The 20,698-nt window shown below is 65.2% G+C and carries 17 protein-coding genes; 5 read left to right on the top strand and 12 right to left on the bottom strand.

Going from position 1 to position 20,698, the window contains the following annotated elements; genetic code table 11:
* Positions 1-28 precede the first annotated feature (28 nt).
* On the bottom strand, positions 29-1,084 hold the full coding sequence (gene chvE / locus Q0O97_RS15110; RefSeq protein ID WP_294931125.1) for a multiple monosaccharide ABC transporter substrate-binding protein: 1,056 nt from the start codon (positions 1,082-1,084) through the stop codon (positions 29-31).
* A 120-nt stretch (positions 1,085-1,204) separates the two neighbouring features.
* Between chvE and Q0O97_RS15105 the strand changes: the two genes are divergently transcribed.
* On the top strand, positions 1,205-2,212 hold the full coding sequence (locus Q0O97_RS15105; protein WP_294931122.1) for a LysR family transcriptional regulator: 1,008 nt from the start codon (positions 1,205-1,207) through the stop codon (positions 2,210-2,212).
* A gap of 34 nt (positions 2,213-2,246) precedes the next feature.
* On the opposite strand, the gene Q0O97_RS15100 is transcribed toward Q0O97_RS15105, so the two are convergent.
* On the bottom strand, positions 2,247-2,624 hold the full coding sequence (locus Q0O97_RS15100) for a carboxymuconolactone decarboxylase family protein (RefSeq protein ID WP_294931119.1): 378 nt from the start codon (positions 2,622-2,624) through the stop codon (positions 2,247-2,249).
* Positions 2,621-3,604: an aldo/keto reductase gene (locus tag Q0O97_RS15095; protein ID WP_294931116.1), complete on the bottom strand. Its 984-nt coding sequence runs from the start codon at positions 3,602-3,604 to the stop codon at positions 2,621-2,623. The genes Q0O97_RS15100 and Q0O97_RS15095 overlap by 4 nt, the downstream gene beginning before the upstream one ends.
* Positions 3,605-3,650: 46 nt before the next feature.
* Between Q0O97_RS15095 and Q0O97_RS15090 the strand changes: the two genes are divergently transcribed.
* Positions 3,651-4,622, top strand: a complete 972-nt coding sequence (locus tag Q0O97_RS15090) for a LysR family transcriptional regulator (protein ID WP_294931113.1) — start codon at positions 3,651-3,653, stop codon at positions 4,620-4,622.
* On the opposite strand, the gene Q0O97_RS15085 is transcribed toward Q0O97_RS15090, so the two are convergent.
* Both Q0O97_RS15085 and Q0O97_RS15080 read right to left on the bottom strand, forming a co-directional pair.
* The gene (locus Q0O97_RS15085) at positions 4,589-7,036 is read right to left on the bottom strand and encodes an FAD-dependent oxidoreductase (RefSeq protein ID WP_294931110.1); all 2,448 of its coding nucleotides are present in this window, start codon (positions 7,034-7,036) and stop codon (positions 4,589-4,591) included. The genes Q0O97_RS15090 and Q0O97_RS15085 overlap by 34 nt on opposite strands.
* Before the next feature lie 75 nt (positions 7,037-7,111).
* Complete coding sequence (locus tag Q0O97_RS15080; protein WP_294931107.1) at positions 7,112-9,556, bottom strand: FAD-dependent oxidoreductase; 2,445 nt, start codon at positions 9,554-9,556, stop codon at positions 7,112-7,114.
* Between the two features lie 152 nt (positions 9,557-9,708).
* Between Q0O97_RS15080 and Q0O97_RS15075 the strand changes: the two genes are divergently transcribed.
* Positions 9,709-10,269, top strand: a complete 561-nt coding sequence (locus tag Q0O97_RS15075; RefSeq protein WP_366125263.1) for an XRE family transcriptional regulator — start codon at positions 9,709-9,711, stop codon at positions 10,267-10,269.
* 13 nt (positions 10,270-10,282) lie between these two features.
* Here Q0O97_RS15075 and Q0O97_RS15070 read toward each other — a convergent pair whose 3' ends face one another.
* The 6 genes from Q0O97_RS15070 to dctP form a co-directional block, all read right to left on the bottom strand.
* Positions 10,283-11,242, bottom strand: coding sequence for an aldo/keto reductase (locus Q0O97_RS15070; RefSeq protein ID WP_294931104.1), 960 nt, complete (start codon positions 11,240-11,242; stop codon positions 10,283-10,285).
* A gap of 87 nt (positions 11,243-11,329) precedes the next feature.
* On the bottom strand, positions 11,330-12,844 hold the full coding sequence (locus tag Q0O97_RS15065; protein ID WP_294931101.1) for a malonyl-CoA synthase: 1,515 nt from the start codon (positions 12,842-12,844) through the stop codon (positions 11,330-11,332).
* Positions 12,841-14,139, bottom strand: a complete 1,299-nt coding sequence (locus tag Q0O97_RS15060) for a malonyl-CoA decarboxylase (RefSeq protein WP_294931098.1) — start codon at positions 14,137-14,139, stop codon at positions 12,841-12,843. The genes Q0O97_RS15065 and Q0O97_RS15060 overlap by 4 nt, the downstream gene beginning before the upstream one ends.
* Before the next feature lies 1 nt (position 14,140).
* Complete coding sequence (locus tag Q0O97_RS15055; protein WP_294931095.1) at positions 14,141-15,466, bottom strand: TRAP transporter large permease; 1,326 nt, start codon at positions 15,464-15,466, stop codon at positions 14,141-14,143.
* Positions 15,466-16,014 (bottom strand): TRAP transporter small permease, encoded by a 549-nt coding sequence (locus Q0O97_RS15050; protein ID WP_294931092.1) that lies wholly within the window; start codon positions 16,012-16,014, stop codon positions 15,466-15,468. The genes Q0O97_RS15055 and Q0O97_RS15050 overlap by 1 nt, the downstream gene beginning before the upstream one ends.
* 12 nt (positions 16,015-16,026) lie before the next feature.
* Positions 16,027-17,013: a TRAP transporter substrate-binding protein DctP gene (dctP, locus tag Q0O97_RS15045; RefSeq protein ID WP_294931089.1), complete on the bottom strand. Its 987-nt coding sequence runs from the start codon at positions 17,011-17,013 to the stop codon at positions 16,027-16,029.
* Between the two features lie 93 nt (positions 17,014-17,106).
* Between dctP and Q0O97_RS15040 the strand changes: the two genes are divergently transcribed.
* Together Q0O97_RS15040 and Q0O97_RS15035 are read left to right on the top strand one after the other, a co-directional pair.
* Positions 17,107-17,793 (top strand): GntR family transcriptional regulator, encoded by a 687-nt coding sequence (locus Q0O97_RS15040; protein WP_294931086.1) that lies wholly within the window; start codon positions 17,107-17,109, stop codon positions 17,791-17,793.
* A gap of 95 nt (positions 17,794-17,888) precedes the next feature.
* The gene (locus tag Q0O97_RS15035; protein ID WP_294931083.1) at positions 17,889-18,767 is read left to right on the top strand and encodes a DMT family transporter; all 879 of its coding nucleotides are present in this window, start codon (positions 17,889-17,891) and stop codon (positions 18,765-18,767) included.
* A gap of 68 nt (positions 18,768-18,835) precedes the next feature.
* Here the strand turns inward: Q0O97_RS15035 and Q0O97_RS15030 are convergent, their stop codons facing one another.
* On the bottom strand, positions 18,836-20,338 hold the full coding sequence (locus Q0O97_RS15030; RefSeq protein WP_294931080.1) for an SLC13 family permease: 1,503 nt from the start codon (positions 20,336-20,338) through the stop codon (positions 18,836-18,838).
* Positions 20,339-20,698: the final 360 nt, after the last annotated feature.

The following is a 20,698-nucleotide window of genomic DNA, read 5'->3' as shown; positions in this document are numbered from 1 at the left end:
CATCCCGTGCGGATGGCCCCTGCCTGGATTACTGGACCTGCTCGGCGGTGTAATAACCGGATTCGATCAGGATCCCTTCCCAGTTCGACTTGTCCACGCCCACCGGCTCCAGCAGATACGAGGGCACGACCTTGACGCCGTTGTCATAGGTCTGGGTATCGTTGATTTCCGGCTCGCCGCCCTTCAGCATCGCATCGACCATGCCGACGGTGACGCGGGCCAGTTCGCGGGTGTCCTTGAACACGGTCGAATACTGTTCATCGGCAAGGATCGACTTGACCGATTGCACCTCGGCATCCTGCCCGGTCACGATCGGCATGGGCTGGCCGCCCGAACCGTAACCCACCCCCTTCAGCGAGGACAGGATCCCGATCGACAGCCCGTCATAGGGCGACAGCACCCCATGCACGTCCTTGTCGGTATAGTTCGCCGACAGCAGGTTATCCATCCGCGCCTGCGCCACCGCACCGTCCCAGCGCAGCGTGCCGACGGTCTGCATGCCCGTCTGCCCCGAGGGGATCACGATATCGCCCGCGTCGATCAGCGGTTGCAGGACCGATATGGCCCCGTCATAGAAGAAATAGGCGTTGTTGTCGTCGGGGCTGCCGCCGAACAGTTCCACGTTCCAGGGCTTGTCGTCGGGAAAACGCGCCTCAAGGCCGGAAACCAGCGAATTGGCCTGCTCGACCCCCACCTTGAAGTTGTCGAAGGTGGCGTAATAGTCGATGTCGGGCGTGTCGCGGATCAGGCGGTCATAGGCGATCACCTTGATGTCGGCGGCCTTGGCATTGGCCAGCGCATTCGACAGCGTGGTCCCGTCGATGGCCGCGATGACCAGCACGTCGACCCCCTTGGTGATCATGTTTTCGACCTGTGCAAGCTGGTTCGGGATGTCGTCCTCGGCATATTGCAGGTCGGTGTCATAGCCCGCTTCCTGGAACTGCTGCACCATGTTCTCGCCATCGGCGATCCAGCGCGCCGAGGACTTGGTGGGCATCGAAATGCCGACCGTTTCCGCCATTGCGCCCATCGCAGACCAGGAAACCCCGATCATCAGGGCAACCGCCGCAGTCTTGAATTTCATGTTGTCCTCCCCACGCAGCGCATTCGACGGCTGCGGTTCCTCCGTTGGTGGAATCACACTAGCAAGCGCAGATCATATCTGTAAAATGACTAATAAAGCATTTTGCATAACAGGATTGATATGCCATTCAACCGCCTGTCCCTGAAACCCGCGCAGCTTCGGCTGGTCCATCAGATCGCCACGCATGGGCAGTTGCAGCTTGCAGCGGAAAACCTGGCGATGACCCAGCCCGCCGCCTCGCGCATGCTGGCCGAGGTCGAGCGCCAGGTGGGCGCGCCCCTGTTCCTGCGCCTGCCCAAGGGGATGGAACCGACCGAGATCGGCGCGACCTTCCTGCGCCGCGCCCGCGTCATTCTGCGCGAGATGGACAGCATCGCGACCGACATGCGCGACCTGCGCGGCGGTCATGCGGGCGCCGTCCGGGTCGGCGCGGTAACGGGACCCGCCGTCAGCTACCTGGTCCCGGCTGTCCGGCAGGTGAAGCTGCAAGCCCCGGATGCGCAGATCAGCGTCGAGGTGCTGCCGTCGCGCGAATTGCTTCACCAACTCAAGGCGGGCAGCCTGGATTTCGTGCTGGCAAGGATTTTGCCGGAATTCGACAGCCGGGACTTCAACATCCTGCCGATGCGCGACGAAAAGGTCAGCCTGATCGCCCGCGCCACCCATCCGCTGGCCCGCGCCCAGGCGATCACGATGACCGAACTGGCCAGCTACGAATGGATCATGCAGCGGCGCGGCGCCCCGATCCGCGAGGCGAGCCTGGCCGCCTTTTCCGCCGTCGGCCTGCCCGAGCCTCGGGATATCATCGACACTCCCTCGATCCTGTGGACGATCGCCTATCTGGCGCAAAGCGATGCCATCGCACCGGTATCGGACGAGGTGGCGCAACTGCTGATCCGTCCGCCGCTTTCGGCGGGATTCACCATGTTGCGCAGCGCAAACGAAATCCGCGTCTCGACCTATTACCTGCTCGAACTCGTCCGAAGGCCGCTGTCGCCGCTGGCAATGCGGCTGCGCGACGAGGTGGCGCGCAGGACCCATAGCCCGATGCTGGACAAGCTCAGGCGCCAGCCGGGACCGCCCGCCACCCCGGCCCACGCCAGAGCGGGCCGTTCAACTGGCGGATGACCGCCGGGCGCCCGCGGTTTCGCGCCATTGCAGGTCATGACCGGGCGGCCGCGAACGCCTTCCTGGCAGCGGCGATGCCGTTCATGCAGGCGGGGACGCCCGCATAGACGGCGATCTGAAGCAGGATCTCGACGATTTCCTCGCGGGTGACGCCGACATTCAGGGCAGCGCGAATATGGAACTCGAGCTGACCGGGCGCGGTGCCCATCGCCATAAGCGCCGATACGGTCAGCATCTCGCGCGTGCGCATGTCCAGGCCCGGCCGCGACACCACATCCGCGAAGGCGAACCCCAGGACGATCCCAAGGAAATCGTCCGAAAGCGCGTCGAGATTTTCGGCAACGCGGGACGGCGCTTCGGGGTCGAGGCGTTCGAGAAGCGCAAGGGCTTTCGCGCGGCGATCCTGCGTCATGCGTTCAGCCCCTTCATGCCCTCGGCGGTATAGCGTTCCCCGGCGACGGGCAGGCTGGAGATGGCCCGTTCAAGGGTCTCTCTTTCCCTTTCATCCAGCAGGATCGACGCGGCGGCGGCGTTCTCTTCCAGGTATTTCAGCCGTTTGGTGCCGGGGATCGGCACGATGCCGTCGCCCTTGGACAGCAGCCATGCCAAGGCGATCTGCGCAGGGGTGCAGCCCTTTGCCGCCGCGATGCCGCGCACCACATCGACCAGGGCGGCATTGGTCGTCGCATTGTCCGGGGCGAAGCGCGGCAGGCCCGCACGGAAATCGCCATCCTCGAATTGCGCCCCCGCCTGAAACCGGCCCGTCAGGAAACCGCGCCCAAGCGGCGAATAGGCGACGAAGCCGATGCCCAACTCGCGGCAGGCGGGCAGGATTTCAGCCTCTGCCTCGCGGGTCCAGAGCGAATATTCGGTCTGCACCGCCGTCACCGGATGGGCGGCATGGGCGCGGCGCAGCGTATTTGCGCTGACCTCGCACAGCCCGACATGGTCGATCTTGCCTTCGCGCGTCAGGGCGGCCAGCCCTTCCATCGTTTCCTCGATGGGCTGCGCGCGGTCGATGCGGTGGACATAGTAAAGGTCGATCCGTTCCACCCCAAGCCGCCTGAGCGAAGCCTCGCAGGCGCGGCGCATGTAGGCGGTGCTGTTGTCGATGCTGCGGGCGTATTCGCCCGGCTGCCGCACGATGCCGAACTTGGTGGCGATCTTGACCGTGGCACCGCTTTCGGCAAGGAAGCGCCCGATCAGCTCTTCGTTGTGGTGCGGCCCATACATATCGGCGGTGTCGAGGAAGTCGATGCCCAGATCGACCGCCCGCCGCAGGACCGCCAGCGATTCCGCGTCGTCGCGGGGGCCGTAGAATTCGCTCATCCCCATGCAGCCAAGCCCCAGGGCGGAAACCGAAAGACCGGGGCCGAGTGTTCGCTGTTTCATCGTTTTGCTCCTTGTTCGTCAGGGGCAAGGATGCTTTTCTAATTCGATGAAGAAAACCGCCATAACCCGAAATTCGATTTCCGATAATGGAAAGCAAGAGGCTACCCGCCTGCGATGGGACGATGCGCGGGTGTTCCTGGCCATCGCGCGCAGCGGGTCGCTGAGCGGCGCGGCGGCCAGCCTCGGGAACGGCCTTGCCACCGTCTCGCGCCGGATCGAGCGGCTGGAGGCCGCGCTCGGCCTTGCTCTCTTCAGCCGCCACCAGAACGGCTACCGCCTGACCGACGATGGTGCCGCCCTGCTGGAGCGGGCGGAGGCGCTGGAACAGGCAGCCGAAGCCTTTGCGGAAGGGTCCGCCGCCCAAACCGAAATTGCCGGCCGGGTTCGTCTGGCCACGGCCGAGACGCTCGCCAATCACCTGATTATTCCCGCCCTGCCGGAACTGACCGATCACTATCCCGACCTGAGCCTGGAGGTCGTGACGGATGTTCAGACGGTCAACCTGCACCGCCGCGATGCCGATCTGGCGATCAGGATGGTCAAGCCCCAGCGCGGCAATGTCACGATCCGGCGCCTGGGAACGCTGGGCTATGGGCTTTACGCCTCTCGGGGTTACATGGGGCGCCGGATGCCAAGGCATGAGGACGCCCGTTTCGACAGCGACCCCCTTGTCGGCTGGTGCGAGACATATGGCCATCTGCCCGCCGCCCAATGGGTCGAGCGGATGTTGCGGGGCCGTGCGCCGGTCCTGACGACCACCACCCTTTCAGCGCAGGTTTCCGCCACCGTTGCAGGTGTCGGATTGGCCGTGCTGCCGCATTTCATCGCGCGGCAGAACGACCTTGTTTGCCTGCAAGGCGATCTTGGCATCGACCAGGGGATCTGGCTGGCCATTCACGCCGACCTCGCCCAGTCCCGCAGGGTCCGCGTGGTCGCCGAGTTTTTCGCAAGCCTGATCCGCGAAAGCCGAGAGAGGCTTGAAACTCACGCCTTCACCCGCACGGATTTCGGGTCATAAAGCGGCGCGAGGCTGGCCTCGGCGGCCACGATCCGGCCCGCGACGTCGATGGCGTAATCCGAGGCCAGCATCGCGGCCCCGGTCTCATCGCTGCGGCAGGGCACATAGCCAAGGCCGATGGCGCCGCCGAGCGCATGGCCGTAATTGCCCGAGGTCAGGAAGCCCACGATCCTGCCGTCGCGCAGGATCGGCTCGTTATGAAACAGCAGCGGTTCGGGGTCCTTCAGGCGGAACTGGATCAGGCGGCGGGTCAGCCCGGTCTCACGTTTGCGCAGCACCGCGTCGCGGCCGATGAAATCGCCCTTGGCGGGTTTGACGGCAAAGCCAAGGCCGGCCTCCAGCACATGGTCCTCGTCGGTGATGTCGTGGCCGAAATGGCGATAGGCCTTCTCGATGCGGCATGAATCCATCGCGTGCAATCCGCAGAGCTTCAGGCCCACCTGTTCGCCTGCATCAGTCAGCGCCTCGAAGACATGGGCGGCCTGATCGGCGCTCACGTAAATCTCCCATCCCAATTCACCGACATAGGTGACGCGATGGGCACGGGCCAGGCCCATGCCGATCTCGATTTCCCGCGCGACACCAAAAGGATGCGCCTCGTTCGAGAAATCATCGGGCGAGACCAGCGACATCAGCTCTCGCGAGCGCGGACCCATCAGCGGCAGCACGGCCTCGGACGCGGTGATGTCGGTGATCGTCACCCATTCGTCGCCCAGATGCCGGCGCAGCCAGGCCAGATCGCGCTGCAAGGTCGCGCCCGGCACGACCAGCAGGAAGGCGGTTTCGGAAAGCCGCGTCACCGTCAGATCGCATTCGATGCCGCCCCGCGCGTTCAGCATCTGCGTATAGGTGATCCGCCCCGCCGTCACGTCCATGTCATTCGCGCAAAGCCGTTGCAGGAAGGCAAGCGCATCGCGGCCCTCGACCCGGATCTTGCCGAAACTGGTCATATCCAGCAGGCCCACGCCCTCGCGCAGCGCCATATGTTCGGCGCGCTGGTTGTCGAACCAGTTCTGACGGCCCCAGGAATAGCGGTATTCGCGCGGCTCGTCCGGTCCGGCGAACCAGTTCGCGCGTTCCCAGCCCGCGACCTCACCAAAGACCGCGCCGCGCGCCTTGAGGTGTTCGTGCAGCGGTGAACGCCGAATGCCGCGCGAGGTCGCCATCTGCCGATAGGGGAAATGGTCCGCATAAAGCAGCCCCAGCGTCTCGCTGACCCTTTCGCGCAGATAGCGGCGGTTGCGCTGGAAGGGTTGGGCGCGGCGGATGTCCACCTCCCACAGATCGAAAGGCGGCTCGCCGTCGTCCATCCATTGCGCCAGCGCCATGCCGGCGCCGCCCGAGGACACGATGCCGATGGAATTATAGCCCGCCGCGACCCAATAGCCTTTCAATTCCGGCGCCTCGCCCAGGTAATAGCGGTCATCGGGGGTGAAGCTTTCGGGGCCGTTGAAGAAGGTGTGGATTCCGGCCTCGGCCAGCAGCGGCATGCGGGCGACGGCACTCGCAAGGATCGGCTCGAAATGGTCGAAATCCTCGGGCAGTTGGTCGAAGCAGAAATCCTCGGGGATGCCGGACATGCCCCAGGGCTTGGCCTTGGGTTCGAACGCGCCAAGCAAGATTTTGCCCGCATCCTCTTTGTAATAGGCGCATTCGTCGGGGACGCGCAGCACCGGCAGTTGCGCCAGACCGGGGATGTTCTCGGTGACGATGTAGAAATGCTCGCAGGCATGCAGCGGCAGGGTGACGCCGTTCTGGGCGGCGAGATCACGCCCCCACATGCCGCCGCAATTCACCACGTTTTCGCAGGCGATATGGCCGGTTTCGCCGCCAGCTTCCCAATCGACGCCGGTCACGCGGCCGTCCTTCGTCACGACGCGGGTGACCTTGACCTGCTCGACGATCTTCGCGCCCATCTGGCGCGCGCCCTTGGCCAGTGCCAGCGCGATATTGCCCGGATCGGCCTGGCCATCGCCGGGCAGATGCACGCCCGCGACCACATCGGAGATCTCAAGATGCGGATACCTCTGCTGCACCTCGCGCGGTGACAGTTCGTTCACGTCCACCCCGAAGGCGCGGGCCAGCGCCGCCTGCCGGAATATCTCCTCGCGCCGCTCCTCGGTCAGGGCGACGGTGATCGAGCCGCATTGCCTCAGGCCCGTGGCCAACCCGGTCTCGGCCTCGAGCCGCGCGTAAAGATCGGCGGAATATTTCGCCAGCCGGGTCATGTTCTGGCTGGCGCGCAACTGGCCGATCAGCCCCGCCGCGTGCCATGTGGTGCCCGATGTCAACTGCTTGCGTTCCAGCAGCACGATATCGGTCCAGCCCAGCTTGGCCAGATGATAAGCAACCGAGCAGCCCGAAATGCCGCCCCCGATGATGACGACACGGGCTTGGGTGGGGAGTGCGACCATTTTCGCTATCTTCCTGTTGGGGCCACCATCATCGAAGATGGCCGATCCGTGATGAATTCGTCTGGTGGGCCGTCGTCAGGCCCTGATGCGGGCATTTTCGGGGTCCCAAAGCCCGCCCTCGCCCACGACCTTCGCGGGATAGCGGCGGTCGAAAATCTCGACCTCGACCTCGGTGCCGGGGGTGTTCAGGTCGTTCTCGATCATCCCAAGCCCGATGCAGGCCCCGAGACGGTGGCCCCAGCCCGAGGACGTGAGTTCGCCCACGATACGCCCGCCCTGCCAGATCGAGGACATATAAGGCGCATCATATTCATCGCAGTCGATTGCCAGCGTGGCGAAGCTGGTCGGGCGCGGGTTTTCGCGCTCGGCCAGCAGGGCGGCACGACCCCGGAAATCAGGCTTCGTCCAATCGACGAAGCGGCCAAGCCCCGATTGCAGCACCGTGTAGTCGGTCGAAAGATCGCCCTTCCACGCGCGATAGCCTTTTTCGATGCGCAGGCTATCCAGCGCGAACATGCCGAAGGCGCGCAACCCCAGTGGCTGGCCCGCCGTCCAGACCGCATCCCAGACCACCGCCGTGTCGGCGATGCGCGTGTGCAACTCCCACCCCAGTTCACCGGCAAAGCTGACCCGCGCGAACCAGACCTCGCGGCCCGCGACCTTGCCCCATTGATGCGTCAGCCAGCCCTTCGTCAGATCGGCCTCGGCCCCGGCGGCCAGCAACACGTCGCGCGAGCGTGGGCCGGTCAGGATCTGGGTGGACCAGTCGGCACTCTCATCGGTCAGGGAAAGGCCCGGGTGCAGGTGCTTGCGCAGCCATTCGCCGTCATGCGACTGTGCAGAAGCGGCGGTAATCAGCAGGATCTCATCATCAGCAATCCGCGCCAGCGACATTTCCGTCACCACCCGGCCCGCGTCGTCGGCGAAGTAGCCCAGACCCAGCCGCCCGACCGAAGGCACCTTGCCGGTGATCTGGCGCGACAGCCAATCCGCCGCGCCCGGCCCGGTCAGCCGGAAGCGTGAGAAGCCCGGCAGGTCCAGGATCCCCGCCGCATCGCGCACGGCGGCGCATTCCCCGGCCACCGCGCCGAACCAAGGCCCTTCGCGGCACCATGTCCGTTGCGCGGCCTCGGCGGTATCGTCGCCGGAACGGGCGAACCATAAGGCGCGCTCCCACCCGTTATAGGGGCCGAACTGCGCGCCAAGCGCCGCCACGCGGTCGTGGACGGGCGAGAGCTTTTTCTTCCGCCCCTCGGGCCAGACATGATGCGGGAAATGCATCGCATATTCGTTGGCATAGATCTCCTTGCCCTTGGCGATGGCATAGTCCCGGTCCTCGAAGCCGGTGAAACGGCGCGGATCGCAGGACCACATGTCCCATTCGGTCGCCCCTTCGGTGATCCATTCGGCCAGCACCTTGCCCGCACCGCCGCCCTGGCAGATGCCGAAGGTAAAGACGCAGGCCTCGAAAGCGTTCGGCACGCCGGGCATCGGGCCGATAAGCGGGTTGCCGTCGGGCGTGTAGGGGATCGGGCCGTTGATGACGCTGCTCAGCGCACCCTTTTCCAGCAGCGGAACCCGCGCCATCGCGTCACTCATGTGCCATTCCAGCCGGTCCAGATCGTCGGGATAAAGCTGGAAGCTGAAGTCTTCCGGGAAAGGATCGTCGGGGGTGATCCAATGGGCGCGGCAGTTGCGTTCGTAAGGCCCGAGGTTGAAGCCGAATTTTTCCTGCCGCAGGTAATAGCTGCTGTCCACGTCACGCAGCAGCGGCAGCTTGTGGCCGACCTCCTTGGTCCATGCCTCGATCTCGGGGATGGTGTCGAACAGCAGGTATTGGTGGCTCATCACCACCATCGGCAGGTCCCGCCCGAACCAGCGGGCGACCTGCCCGGCATAATAACCCGCCGCGTTGACGACATATTCGCAGCGGATTTCGCCCTTGGGGGTGTCGATTACCCACTCATCGCCCTCGCGCCGCGCGCCGGTGGCGGGGCAGAAACGCTCGATCCGGGCGCCCATCTGCCGCGCGCCCTTGGCCAGCGCCTGGGTCAGTTGCGCCGGGTCGATGTCGCCGTCATGGGGGTCGTAAAGCGCGCCGGTCAGGTCATGGGTCGAGACGAAGGGATATTTCCCGCGCAACTCGTCCGGGGTCAGGATCTCAAGGCCCATGTCCCGCCGCCGCCCCATGCCGGTGACGCGGCGGAACTCGTCCAGCCGCTCGGCGCTGTGGCCGAGGCGAACCGAGCCGGTGACGTGGTAGTTCATCGGATAATCGACCTCATCGGCCAGCCGACGGTAAAGGTCCGCGGAATAACGCTGCATGTTCATGATCGACCAACTGGCCGAAAAGGTCGGCACATTGCCCGCCGCGTGCCAGGTCGAACCGGCGGTCAGTTCGTTCTTTTCCAGCAGGACGCAGTCGCTCCATCCTGCCTTGGCGAGGTGATACAGCGCCGAGACGCCGACCACGCCTCCGCCGATGATGACGACGCGGGCCGAGGTGGGAAATGACGACATGCAGACCTCCTGTCGAGTGAACGAAATGATGGTCGAATACGTTATCATGAAAATCAAGATAAAAATTTCATTCTGCTGATCGTGCGGCATTGCCATTGCGATCCTGCCGGGACATTCTTTGCCCGATATCAGGCCATTCGGGACCGCCGCCCTTGATCTTGAACACTCTTGTCGGAAGCGACATCCGGGCGCTGCGGAAATCGCGGGGCTTCACGATCAGGCAGTTGTCGGCGGCGCTTGGCCGTTCGGTCGGCTGGCTCAGCCAGGTCGAGCGGGGACAGACGGTTCCCTCGATCCAGGACCTGTCGGCCATCGCGGCGCATTTCGGGGTGAATATCAGCTTCTTCTTCCGCTCGGCCAACCAGCGCCCCGAGGAAAGGGGGCTGATCCTGCGCGCCGCCGACCGGACCTCGATCGGTTCCAGCGAGACGGGGCTGGTCGAGGAATTGCTGTCGCCCACCCTTGGCGGCAGTTTCGAGATGATCCGGTCCACCTTCGCCCCCCACTCCAGCAGCGGCGGGCTGAAGGCGTCCCGCAAGGCCGAGGACGGCGGCGTGCTGATCTCGGGGGCGTTGACCCTGTGGATCGGCGCGCTGGAGGTGCGGCTTGAAGCCGGGGACAGCTTCCAGTTCGCCGAGCGGGACTATGGCTGGCGCAACGACGGCGACACGCCCGCAGTCGTGATCTGGGTCATCTCGCCGCCGGTCTACTAGGGCCGCGCGGGTTTCAGCAATAACGCTCGACGAAGGACAGTTGATGATCGCCGTAGCGGTCGCCGTGGGCAAACCCTGCTGGCAGGATGCGCTCGATTTCCGCGAGATCCCCGGCATCGAGGTCGGGGAGTCGCCAGTCTTGCAGGTGATCCGCCGTCCTGGTGCCCGGAATCGGAATGATGTGGTCGCCTTGCGCCAGAACCCATGCCAGCGCCGCACCCGGAACCGACCAGCCCCGCGCGGCGCAAAGCGCGCGGAAGGGGACGATGGCGGCAAGGTTGGCCGAAAAGTTCGGCTCGACGAAACGCGGGTTGGTATCGCGAAAGTCGATGCCCGCGCGGAAATCGCGTTTCAGCGGCTCGCGCCCGAACATCCCCCGGCCCAGGGGGGAAAAGGCGATGAAGGCCACGCCAAGCTGGCGGCAGGTCTGGATCAGGCCAAGCTGCGGCAGCCGCGTCCACAGCGAGAATTCGTTCTGCACCGCCGTCACCGGATATTCGGCATGGGCGCGGCGCAGGGTCGAGGGCGCGACCTCGGACAGGCCATAGCCGCCGATCTTGCCTTCCTGCACCAGCTTCGACATGGTTCCGGCCAGCTCCTCGACCGGGATCTCGGGTTGGCGGCGATGGATGTGGTAAAGATCGACATGCTCGCGCCTCAGCCTGCGAAGCGAGCCTTCAAGGCATTGGCGGATATAGGCTTCGTCGTTGCGCACATGACGCGGCGGCCCGCTGACGATGCCGCATTTCGTGGCCAGGTGAATGTCCCTGCGCCCCCACCTGCCGATGATTTCCTCGGACAGGCCCATGCCGTAGATGTCGGCGGTGTCGAAATGGCTGATGCCCGCATCGAGCGCGGCGTCCAGGCAGGCCAGCGAACTCGCCTCATCCGTGGGGCCGAACATACCGCCGAAACTCATCGCGCCAAACCCGATGGCCCCGACGCTGCGATTGCCGATCCGCCTGTGTTCCATGCCTGCCTCCTGTGCCGCGGTGCGGCAGGGAAGCGCAGCCAGCCCCGCCAGTCAAGCGAAAGCGCCCTTCCGGCACGGCCCCGGCCTTCAGCCCGTGAAGCTGTTCTTGTATTCCTCGCGCAGCAGGTTCTTCTGGACCTTGCCCATCGTGTTGCGCGGCAGGCTGTCGGTCAGAACATAGCGCTTGGGCTGCTTGAAGCGGGCAAGTTGGGGGGCGATGGCGGCCTCCAGCGCCTCGGGCGTGGGGGCATGGCCCGGTTCGGGGACGATCACGGCCACGACGCCCTCGCCGAAATCGGGGTGGGGGGTGCCGATCACCGCGCTTTCCAGCACGCCGGGCTGTTCGTCCAGCAGCAGTTCGATCTCCTTGGGATAGATGTTGTAGCCGCCCGAGATGATCAGGTCCTTCTGCCGCCCGACGATCGAGACATAGCCATCCGCGTCGATCACCCCGATGTCGCCGGTGATGAAAAAGCCGTTCTCGCGCAACTCCTCGGCGGTCTTTTCGGGCATCTGCCAATAGCCCTGAAAGACGTTGTGGCCGCGCACCTCGATCATGCCGGGGGTGCCTTGGGGCAGTTCCTCGCCAGTGTCGGGGTCGGTGATGCGCAGTTCGACCCCCGGCAGGGGGAAGCCGACCGTGCCCGCCCGCCGCTCGCCCTCATAGGGGTTCGAGGTGGACATGTTCGTTTCCGTCATACCGTAGCGTTCCAGGATGCGGTGGCCGGTGCGATCCTCGAACTGGCGATGCGTTTCGGCCAGCAGGGGGGCCGAGCCCGAGGTGAACAGCCGCATGTGCCGCGTCAGGTCGCGGTCGAAGGCAGGGTCGTCCAGCAGGCGGGTGTAGAAGGTCGGCACCCCCATCATGGCCGTGGCGCGGGGCAGCAGTTCGACCACCTCGGCAGCCTTGAAGCCGGGCAGGAAGATCATCCGCCCGCCCGTCAGCAGCGACACGTTGGAGGCGACGAACAGCCCATGCGTGTGAAAGATCGGCAGCGCGTGCAGCAGCACGTCCTGATCGGTGAAGCGCCATTCCTGCGCCAGCACCTGCGCGTTTTCCAGCAGGTTCGACTGGCTGAGCATCGCCCCTTTCGACCGCCCCGTGGTCCCCGAGGTGTAGAGGATCGCGGCCAGGTCGTCGCGGCCGCGCGGCGTGGCGTCAAAGCTGGCGGGTTCGTTCGCCGCAAGATCGGTCAGGCTGCCCCCGCCCGCGCCGTCCAGCGTCTGGAACTGTGCCTTGAGGCGCTCGGCGACGGGGGCCAGCGTGTCGGCCCTGGCGGGATCGCCCACCAGCAGCGCCGCGCCCGAGTTCTCGACGAAATAGGCGACCTCGTCGGGGGTATAGGCGGTGTTCAGCGGCAGAAAGACGAAGCCCCCGGCAAGTGCTGCGGCGTAAAGCGCCAGCGCCTCGGGTGATTTCGCGATCTGCACGGCCAGCCGGTCGCCGGGTTTCAGCCCCAGCCCCTTCAGCGCATGGGCAAAGCGATGCGCCTGCGCGGCAAAGTCGCGGCCCGTCACATCGCCCCCGCCTTGCAGGTAAAGCAGCGGCGCATCGTTTTCGATCTGCGGGGCGATCAGGGCGTCGTAAAGCGGATTGGTCATGTCTGTTTTCCTTGTGCCGCGCCGGTCTGAAGCAGGGTCTTGATCTCTTTCGAGATTACGACCCGGTTTGCGGTCGCGAAACCCTCGTGATTGGCCTCGACCCGCGCGAGATCGTAGAGATAGCTCACCATCGCACCAGCCGACTGGCGGATGCCGTTGTCCGAGATGTCGGCGCCCGCATGGACCCGGTGGATCAGCGCGCCGTTGCCCAGATGGAAGCGCGCCACGGGGTCCAGCGGCGCCGCCCCGCGCTTGGCGTTCACCAGATAATCGGCGGCGGCCAGCCTGATCTGCGGACCCATCGCCTCAAGCCGCTTGCGGTCGCCCGCCTTCGCGGCGCGGGCGATGGCGCGGGGGGCCTCACCCTCCTGCGACGCCAGATGGCGCATCAGCCCCGGTATCGGCGACAGCGTGACGAAACTGTCCAGATGGGGCAACTCCTGCCGCAATTCCTCGACCACCTGCTTGATCAGCGAATTGCCGAAGGAAATGCCGCGCAGCCCCTCCTGACAGTTCGAGATCGAATAGAACACCGCCGTATCCGCCTGAGCCAGCGGCAGGGGCGTGCGGGTTTCGGCCAGCAGGGACTGGACCGAGCCGGGAATGCCCTTGCACAGCGCGACCTCGACGAAGATCAGCGGTTCTTCGAGCATGGCGGGGTGGAAGAAGGCGAAGCAGCGCCGGTCCTCGGGCAGCAGGCGGCGCTGGAGGTCGGACCAGTCGTTGATCGCATGGACCGCCTCATAGGCGATGATCTTTTCAAGGATGTTGGCGGGCGTGTGCCAGTCGATGCGGCGCAGGACCAGAAAGCCGCGATTGAACCACGACCGGAACAGGTGGATGAAGTCCAGGTCCAGCGGCGCGAGTTCCGGGTGATCGTGCAGGACGCCCAGCAGGTCCAGCCGCATCCGCACCAGTTCCAGCGTCGCCCCCGGCGCCTGGTTGAGCCGGCGCAGGAATTCCTGCCGCGGCGGCTCGGCCGCATCGGCAAGCCCGGCATAGCTGGCCCCGGTGGGGGCCTTGCCATAAGCCTCGGCCGCACGTATGACGGCCTTGGTGTCCACGTCCATCCCCTGCGCCATCAGGCGGAAGAAGGCCAGGCGTTCGCCCGCATCAAGCCCCTTGTAACGCGACAGGATATCCTGCGCCACGCGCTTGCCCGAGATCTCGCCCCGCCCCGACAGCAGGGCGTGGCAAAGCGCGTCGAGGGTCTGGTCCGTGCCCTCGGGCGCGCCGAAGGGGGTGCGCTCCAGCAGCCCGGTCACGATCTCGCTGAAGAAGCTGAACCGGCCCATGTCAGAACCCCCCGACCGCCGGACCCATCAGCAGATCGGGCAGCCCCGTCGCGATCCACGGGAAGAAGCACAGGATCACGATGGCCAGCACCATGCACATCACATAGGGCAGCGAGCCCAGCAGGATGGTGCGCAGCGAGATTTCCGGCGCGATCGAGTTGATGACGAAGAGGTTCAGCCCCACCGGCGGCGTGATCAGCCCGATTTCGAGGTTAATCGTCAGGATGACCGCGAACCAGTAGGGGTCGAAATCCGCCGCGATCAGGATCGGCATCAGGATCGGCGCGGTCATCAGGATCACCGCGACCGGCGGCAGGAAGAAGCCCGCGAACAGCAGCAGCAGATTGATCAGCCCCATCAGCACCCAGCGGTTGACCTCAAGCTCGGCGATCCATGCCGCGATGGTCTGGGTGATGAACAGCGAGGACATCATGTAGGCAAACACCCCCGCCCCCGCCATGATGAACAGGATCATGATGCTTTCGCGGGTGCTGTCGCGCAGCACGGCCCAGATCTTGTGCGGGCTCCACATGCGATAGATGATGATCGCCATGATCAGGCACAGCGTCGCGCCGACCGCCGCCGTTTCGGATGTCGTGGCGATCCCGCCATACATCGAATAAAGCACCAGCCCGACCACGATCAGGAAGGGCACGACGCGCGGCAGCACCTCGAGCTTTTCCGCAAGGCTGTAGCTGCGCGCGCTGAACACATGCACCCCGCCCGCGCGCCAGCTTGCAAAAATCGACCATGCCATGAAGATCAGCGCCAGCATGATCCCCGGCACCAGCCCGGCAAGGAACAGTCGCCCGATCGAGGTCTCGGTCGCGATCCCGTAGACGATCATCGTGACCGAGGGCGGGATCAGAATGCCCAGCGTGCCGCCCGCCGCGATGGACCCCGCCGCCACCCCGTCGGGATAGCCGCGCTTGCGCATCTCGGGGATGCCCATCTTGCCGATGGCCGCGCAGGTCGCGGGGGACGAACCCGACATGGACGCGAAAAGTGCGCAGGCGCCGATGTTGGACACCACCAGCCCGCCCGGCACGCGGGTCAGCCAGCGCTCGATGGCCTCGAAGATATCGGCGCCTGCGCGGGTCGAGGCGATGGCCGCGCCCATCACGATGAACATCGGGATCGACAGGATGGTGAAGGAGTTGAGATCGGCGAAGAAGATCTCGGGCATCATCTCAAGCGAGCGGGTGCCGTCGAAGATCAGCAGGAACAGCGCCGAGACGACCAGCAGGCCGACCCCCACCGAAATGCCGCTGAACAGGATCAGCACGGTCGCGACGGCGACCAGCGCGCCAAGGGTAAGCGGGTCCATCAGCCTTCCTCCAGCCAGAAGGGTTGGTCATGGCCGCGCAAGAGCGCGACGAAATCGGCGATCAGTTGCAAAAGCAGCAGCCCGAAGCCCAGCGGCATGGCCGTCCAGACGATCCACAGCCGCGGACCCCAGACACTGGGCGAGCGCCAGTTGCGCTGATAGGCCTGATGCCAGTAATCGTAGGAATACCACGCCATCAGCGCGATCACGGCCATCGTCGTGATCATCACCACGACCTTCCACCAGAAGCGCAGCCCCGGCGGCATCATCATCGGCAGCAGATCGACGTTCACATGCCCGCGCAGAAGCTGGACATAGGGCAGGCCCAGGCAGATCGCGGCGATGACCAGGAAGATCACGGTTTCCGTCTGCCAGATCGTCGAATTGCCCAGGAAATGGCGCGAGACGATCATCTGGCAGGTGATGGCAAGGCTGACGACCAGCAGCGCGGCGGCGGTCCAGCCCGAGACGGTCGAGACCATATGCACCGCGCGGATGAAGCGGTTGCCCCCGTCCCGCGCAGGGACGGAAATCAGTTTTCCCGACATGGACGGCCCCGCCTATTCGACCGAGGTGGCAAGATCCAGCCAACGCTGCCCGTCCGGCACCTCGCGGGCAAAGATCGCGAAGGAAGATTCCTGCGCAAGATCAAGCCAGGCCTGTCTGTCCTCTTCCGTCATCTCGGCGATCTCGACGCCCGCGTTGCGGAAGACCTCGACGGATGCGGCGTCCTCTTTCGCGGCTTCCTCGGCATACCAGTCCTCGGCGCGGGCGGATGCGTCGCGCAGGGCCTGCTGCTGTTCGGGGGTCAGGTCGTCGAAGGTGGTCTTGTTGATCAGGACCGGCTGATACATGAACCACAAGGCTTCATCCGTCGCGGGGGTGTAGCAGTCCACGATCTCGTAAAGGCGGAAGGACACGAAGGACGAGGACGAGGTATTCAGCGCCTGAAGGATCTTCTGCTGCATGGCGTTGTAGTTTTCCGACGACGGCATCGAGGCGATCGAGGCCCCGGCGGCGGCCAGCATTTCCTCGAACCCCTTTCCGGCGGCGCGGACGGTGCGGCCCTTCACGTCGTCGGGATGGGTCACGCAACCATCGACCGAGGCGAAGCCGCCCGCCAGATAACCGCGCGCCAGCGTCGTGATGTCGTCATCGTTCAGGACGGTTTCCAGTTCCTGCATGAACTCGGAATCGTTGACGCGGCGGGCGTGTTCGTGGCTTTTGATCAGGCCCGGAAACAGCGTCAGGTTATAGACCGGCTGCTGCCCGCCCGCATAGGACAGCGGAAGCAGCGTCATGTCCAGTTGCCCCCGGCTGAGCGGCATATACTGGTCGTTGGCCTTGAACAGCGAGCTTGCCGGAAAGATGCGGATCGACAGGTCCACATCGGCGGCGGCAACGTCCTGCGCGATCATCTCGGCGACCTTGTGGCGCAGGTCGCCCACGGCGAACTGATGCGACAGGCGCAATTCCTTGGCGCCGGCCTGCGCGGCAAGTCCGATGGTCAGGGCCAGCCCTGCGGCGGCCATTCTTGCGATACCCATGATTTTCCTCCCTGAAAGGGCCTCCGTTCCCTTATGTTGATATTAGTCATTGCCGCGTATGCGGATGTCAACTATTTTGTATACAAGGATCGCATGAAAGTATTCGAGATGGACGGATCACCCCTTCAGCGCCCTGCCGAGACGATCCGCGACGCGCTGACCGAGCGTATCGTGATGGGCCAGTATCGCCACGGCGAAAGGCTTGACGAACAAAGCCTTGCCGATGAATTCCGCGTCTCGCGCACGCCCCTGCGCGAGGCGCTGCGGATGCTTTCCGCCTCGGGGCTGGTGCGGCACGAACATCGCCGGGGCGTCTTCGTGCATTACCCCTCGCTGGAAGAGGTGATCGAGATGTTCCAGGTCATGGCCGAGGTCGAGGCGATCTGCGGCCGCTACGCCGCGCGGCGGATCGACGCGGACCAACTGGCCGAACTGAACGCGGCGCTGAACGATTGCGAAGATCGCGCGGATGCGCAAGACATTGCCGGTTACTATGCCGCGAACCAGCGTTTCCACGAGGCGATCTATCGCGCCTCGGGCAACTCTTTCCTGGCCGTCGAGGCCGCGCGGCTGCATCAGCGCCTGCGCCCCTTCCGACGGATGCAGCTGGACGTGCGCGGGCGCGTGGCGCAATCGCTGGCCGAACATCGCGAGATCTTCGCCGCATTGGAACAGGGCGACAGCGTCCGCGCTGCGCAGGCGCTGATGGCGCATATCTCGGTTCAGGGCGAGCGGTTCAACGATCTGGTCGCGAATTACCGCAGGCTGGCGGGAAGCTAGCCGCCGTTTCCGCCCGCCGTGCAAAGGCTTCCCCCGACCTTCCATTCCACCACGCAACAGTGCAAGGTCCCCAATTCCACATCCCGGGAACGATGATGACCCACAGGCCGGATTTGCTACGATTGATTGCGACCGTATTCATCGCGGTGACCTGCGTGGTCGTCGGGGATACGGCGGGCAAGCTGCTGACAGGCGGCGGCGTGGACCCCTTCATCGTGGCATGGTCGCGGTTCTTCGTGGGCGCGCTGATCCTGCTGCCGTTCAGCGGATTGTCCCGGCAGGAACTGCCCGCCTTGCTGAACCGGCGCGTGCTGCTGAGGGCCGCGCTGATCACTTGCGGGATCTGCTGCATCCTGACGGCGCTGAGGACCGAACCGATCGCCAATGTCTTCGGCGCCTTCTTCGTCGGCCCGGTGGTGTCCTATATCCTTGCGATCCTGTTTCTGGGCGAGCGGCCGTCGGCGCAGCGCAGCCTTCTGCTGGGGCTTGGCTTCGCGGGGGTGATGCTGGTGGTCAAGCCCGGTTTCGGCAGTTCCCTGGGCATGGGTTTCGCACTGGCGGCGGGCACCTTCTACGGCGCCTACCTCGTCATGACCCGCACCCTGGCGGGGGCGTTCCGGCCGCGGTTCCTGCTGATCTCGCAACTGCTGATCGGCACCATCGCCCTGACGCCCTTCGGCCTGCAGTCCGATTTTCCCGCGCCCGATGCGCCCTTGCTGTTGCTGCTTCTTGTCAGCGCGCTCGGCTCGGCCGTGGGCAATTACCTGCTGGTCATGGCCAGCCGCAAGGCCGAGGCCAGCCTGATCGCACCGCTGGTCTACAGCCAGTTGATTTCAGCCACCGGGATCGGGATCGTCGTATTCGGCGACTGGCCCGACCTCGTGTCGCTGGCGGGGTTGGTGCTGATCGCGGTTTCGGGGCTGGGGTCGCTGCTGGTTCACCAGCGCGCCACCGTGGCGGCCCGGCCGGGATAGGCCCTTCGCCGAAAACGCCGGGTTCCGATCAGGCTTCCGGAGTGGCCCGTCGCGGGCCACCCCTTTCGTCATCCCCGCGCCGCCGGGGTGGCCCATTCGGGCAACTCGCCCAGGGTGATGCCGAAGAAGGCGATCATCAGCCAATAGGCCAGCCCGCTGATGGCGATCAGCGCCAGCAGGTTCAGCCACAGCCCTTCCCGCGCCATTTCCCGGATCGTGACCTTGCCCGAGCCGAAGACGATGGCGTTCGGCGGGGTCGCCACCGGCAGCATGAAGGCCATCGAGGCCGCCAGCGCCGCCGGAACCGTCAGCAGCAGCGGGTTTTCGCTCAGGCTGACGGCAAGCGCGCCGACGATGGGAATGAAGGCCGCGGCGGTCGCTGTGTTCGAGGTGAACTCGGTCAGCACCAGCACCACGACCGACACCAGCACGACGATCCCCAGGATGGGCAGGACCTGCGCATAAGACCCGATCTGGGCGCCCACCCAGCCATCGACCCCGGTCGAGACGACCGCCGCCGCAAGGCTGAGGCCGCCGCCGAAAAGGATCAGCACGTCCCAGGGCAGGTTGCGCGCGGTGGACCAATCGACCAGCGCGCCGCCATGCCTGGCCCCCGAAGGGATGAGAAACAGCGCCAGCGCCGCGATGATCGCGATCGAGGTATCGGTCAGGCCGGGGATGTAGTCGTCAAGGAAGGTGCGGAACACCCATGCCGCCGCCGTGATCAGAAAGACGATGCCCACGCGGATCTCGGCCTTGCTCCAGGAACCCAGGCCGTCCAGTTGCGAGCGGAACAGCTCGTCCGCACCCTCGATCTCGCCACGCTCCAGCCGGATCGAGATGCGCGTCAGGAACAGCCACGACCCGGCCAGCATCAGCAGCATGACCGGCACGCCCACGATCATCCAACGCGCGAAACCGATGTCATAGCCATAGGACTGGTTCAGCGCCCCGGCCAGAAGCGCGTTGGGCGGCGTCCCGATCAGCGTGCCCACGCCCCCGATCGAGGCGGCGTAGGCGATGGACAGCATCAGCGCCAGCGAAAATTTGCGCGACCCGCCCCTGTCCTCGATCAGCTTGGCGACCGACATCGCCACGGGCAACATCATCACGGCGGTCGCTGTATTGGACACCCACATCGAACAGAAGGCGGTCGCGATCATGAAGCCGCCGATGATCCGGTGCTGCTGAGAGCCGGTGCGCGAGATGATGTTCAGCGCCACGCGGCGGTGCAGGTTCCACTTCTCCATCGCCAACGCCAGGAAGAAGCCGCCCATGAACAGGAAGATCACCGGATCGCCATAAGGCGCCGTCGCCGCCCCGCCGCTGGTCGCGCCAAGCGTCGGCAGCAAGGCCACCGGCAAGAGCGCGGTCGCGGGAACGGGCAGGGCCTCGGTGATCCACCACACGATCATCAGGCTGGCCATGGCGACGACCCGCCAGCCCTCGATCGTCAGCCCCTCGGGGGCGGGCAGGATCAGCAGCAGGGCAAAGACGGCAAGCCCGATCAGAATCGGGACCGGCTTCATCGGAAAGGATGGCCGCGCGGGCGGTTTTACTTGCTGGGACATTGTTCCCCCCAATATTTACCACGTTTCACCCCAGATCCCGCAGGGGCGCGATTTCCAAAGCCGGAAGGTGAGTTTGCAGCGGATTCCCGGTTCTGGCAACGGATCAAAACCCGTCTGGTAGCGCGTGGTCAGGACGGCGGCAAGACACCGCCGCAATATGGCCGGTTGGCCGGATCGCGGCATGGGGGGAATTGCCGCGCCAGCCGGTGGCGGATCGCCATGCCCGCAGCGATCGGGGCATGGCGATCCGTAGATATCGGGCCTGTAGATATCGGGCCAGCAGATAGGGGCCGATTCCGCGCTCAGCGCAGATCGTGGGGCAACAGTTCGTCGGGGATGTTCTGGTAGCTGACCGGGCGC

The sequence above is a fragment of the uncultured Paracoccus sp. genome, assembly GCF_945915435.1.
In the GTDB taxonomy this organism is placed as follows: Bacteria; Pseudomonadota; Alphaproteobacteria; order Rhodobacterales; family Rhodobacteraceae; genus Paracoccus.
This window is presented reverse-complemented; position numbering and strand designations above follow the sequence as displayed.

What these genes read in the sequence shown, in the direction of transcription:
- Q0O97_RS15105 (WP_294931122.1), top strand. Translation starts at nt 1,205, where the DNA reads ATGCCATTCAACCGCCTGTCCCTGAAACCCGCGCAGCTTCGGCTGGTC.
- Q0O97_RS15090 (WP_294931113.1), top strand. Translation starts at nt 3,651, where the DNA reads ATGAAGAAAACCGCCATAACCCGAAATTCGATTTCCGATAATGGAAAG.
- Q0O97_RS15070 (WP_294931104.1), bottom strand. Translation starts at nt 11,242, where the DNA reads ATGGAACACAGGCGGATCGGCAATCGCAGCGTCGGGGCCATCGGGTTT.
- Q0O97_RS15080 (WP_294931107.1), bottom strand. Translation starts at nt 9,556, where the DNA reads ATGTCGTCATTTCCCACCTCGGCCCGCGTCGTCATCATCGGCGGAGGC.
- Q0O97_RS15095 (WP_294931116.1), bottom strand. Translation starts at nt 3,604, where the DNA reads ATGAAACAGCGAACACTCGGCCCCGGTCTTTCGGTTTCCGCCCTGGGG.
- Q0O97_RS15035 (WP_294931083.1), top strand. Translation starts at nt 17,889, where the DNA reads ATGACCCACAGGCCGGATTTGCTACGATTGATTGCGACCGTATTCATC.
- dctP (WP_294931089.1), bottom strand. Translation starts at nt 17,013, where the DNA reads ATGGGTATCGCAAGAATGGCCGCCGCAGGGCTGGCCCTGACCATCGGA.
- Q0O97_RS15085 (WP_294931110.1), bottom strand. Translation starts at nt 7,036, where the DNA reads ATGGTCGCACTCCCCACCCAAGCCCGTGTCGTCATCATCGGGGGCGGC.
- chvE (WP_294931125.1), bottom strand. Translation starts at nt 1,084, where the DNA reads ATGAAATTCAAGACTGCGGCGGTTGCCCTGATGATCGGGGTTTCCTGG.
- Q0O97_RS15050 (WP_294931092.1), bottom strand. Translation starts at nt 16,014, where the DNA reads ATGTCGGGAAAACTGATTTCCGTCCCTGCGCGGGACGGGGGCAACCGC.
- Q0O97_RS15065 (WP_294931101.1), bottom strand. Translation starts at nt 12,844, where the DNA reads ATGACCAATCCGCTTTACGACGCCCTGATCGCCCCGCAGATCGAAAAC.
- Q0O97_RS15040 (WP_294931086.1), top strand. Translation starts at nt 17,107, where the DNA reads ATGAAAGTATTCGAGATGGACGGATCACCCCTTCAGCGCCCTGCCGAG.
- Q0O97_RS15030 (WP_294931080.1), bottom strand. Translation starts at nt 20,338, where the DNA reads ATGTCCCAGCAAGTAAAACCGCCCGCGCGGCCATCCTTTCCGATGAAG.
- Q0O97_RS15055 (WP_294931095.1), bottom strand. Translation starts at nt 15,466, where the DNA reads ATGGACCCGCTTACCCTTGGCGCGCTGGTCGCCGTCGCGACCGTGCTG.
- Q0O97_RS15060 (WP_294931098.1), bottom strand. Translation starts at nt 14,139, where the DNA reads ATGGGCCGGTTCAGCTTCTTCAGCGAGATCGTGACCGGGCTGCTGGAG.
- Q0O97_RS15100 (WP_294931119.1), bottom strand. Translation starts at nt 2,624, where the DNA reads ATGACGCAGGATCGCCGCGCGAAAGCCCTTGCGCTTCTCGAACGCCTC.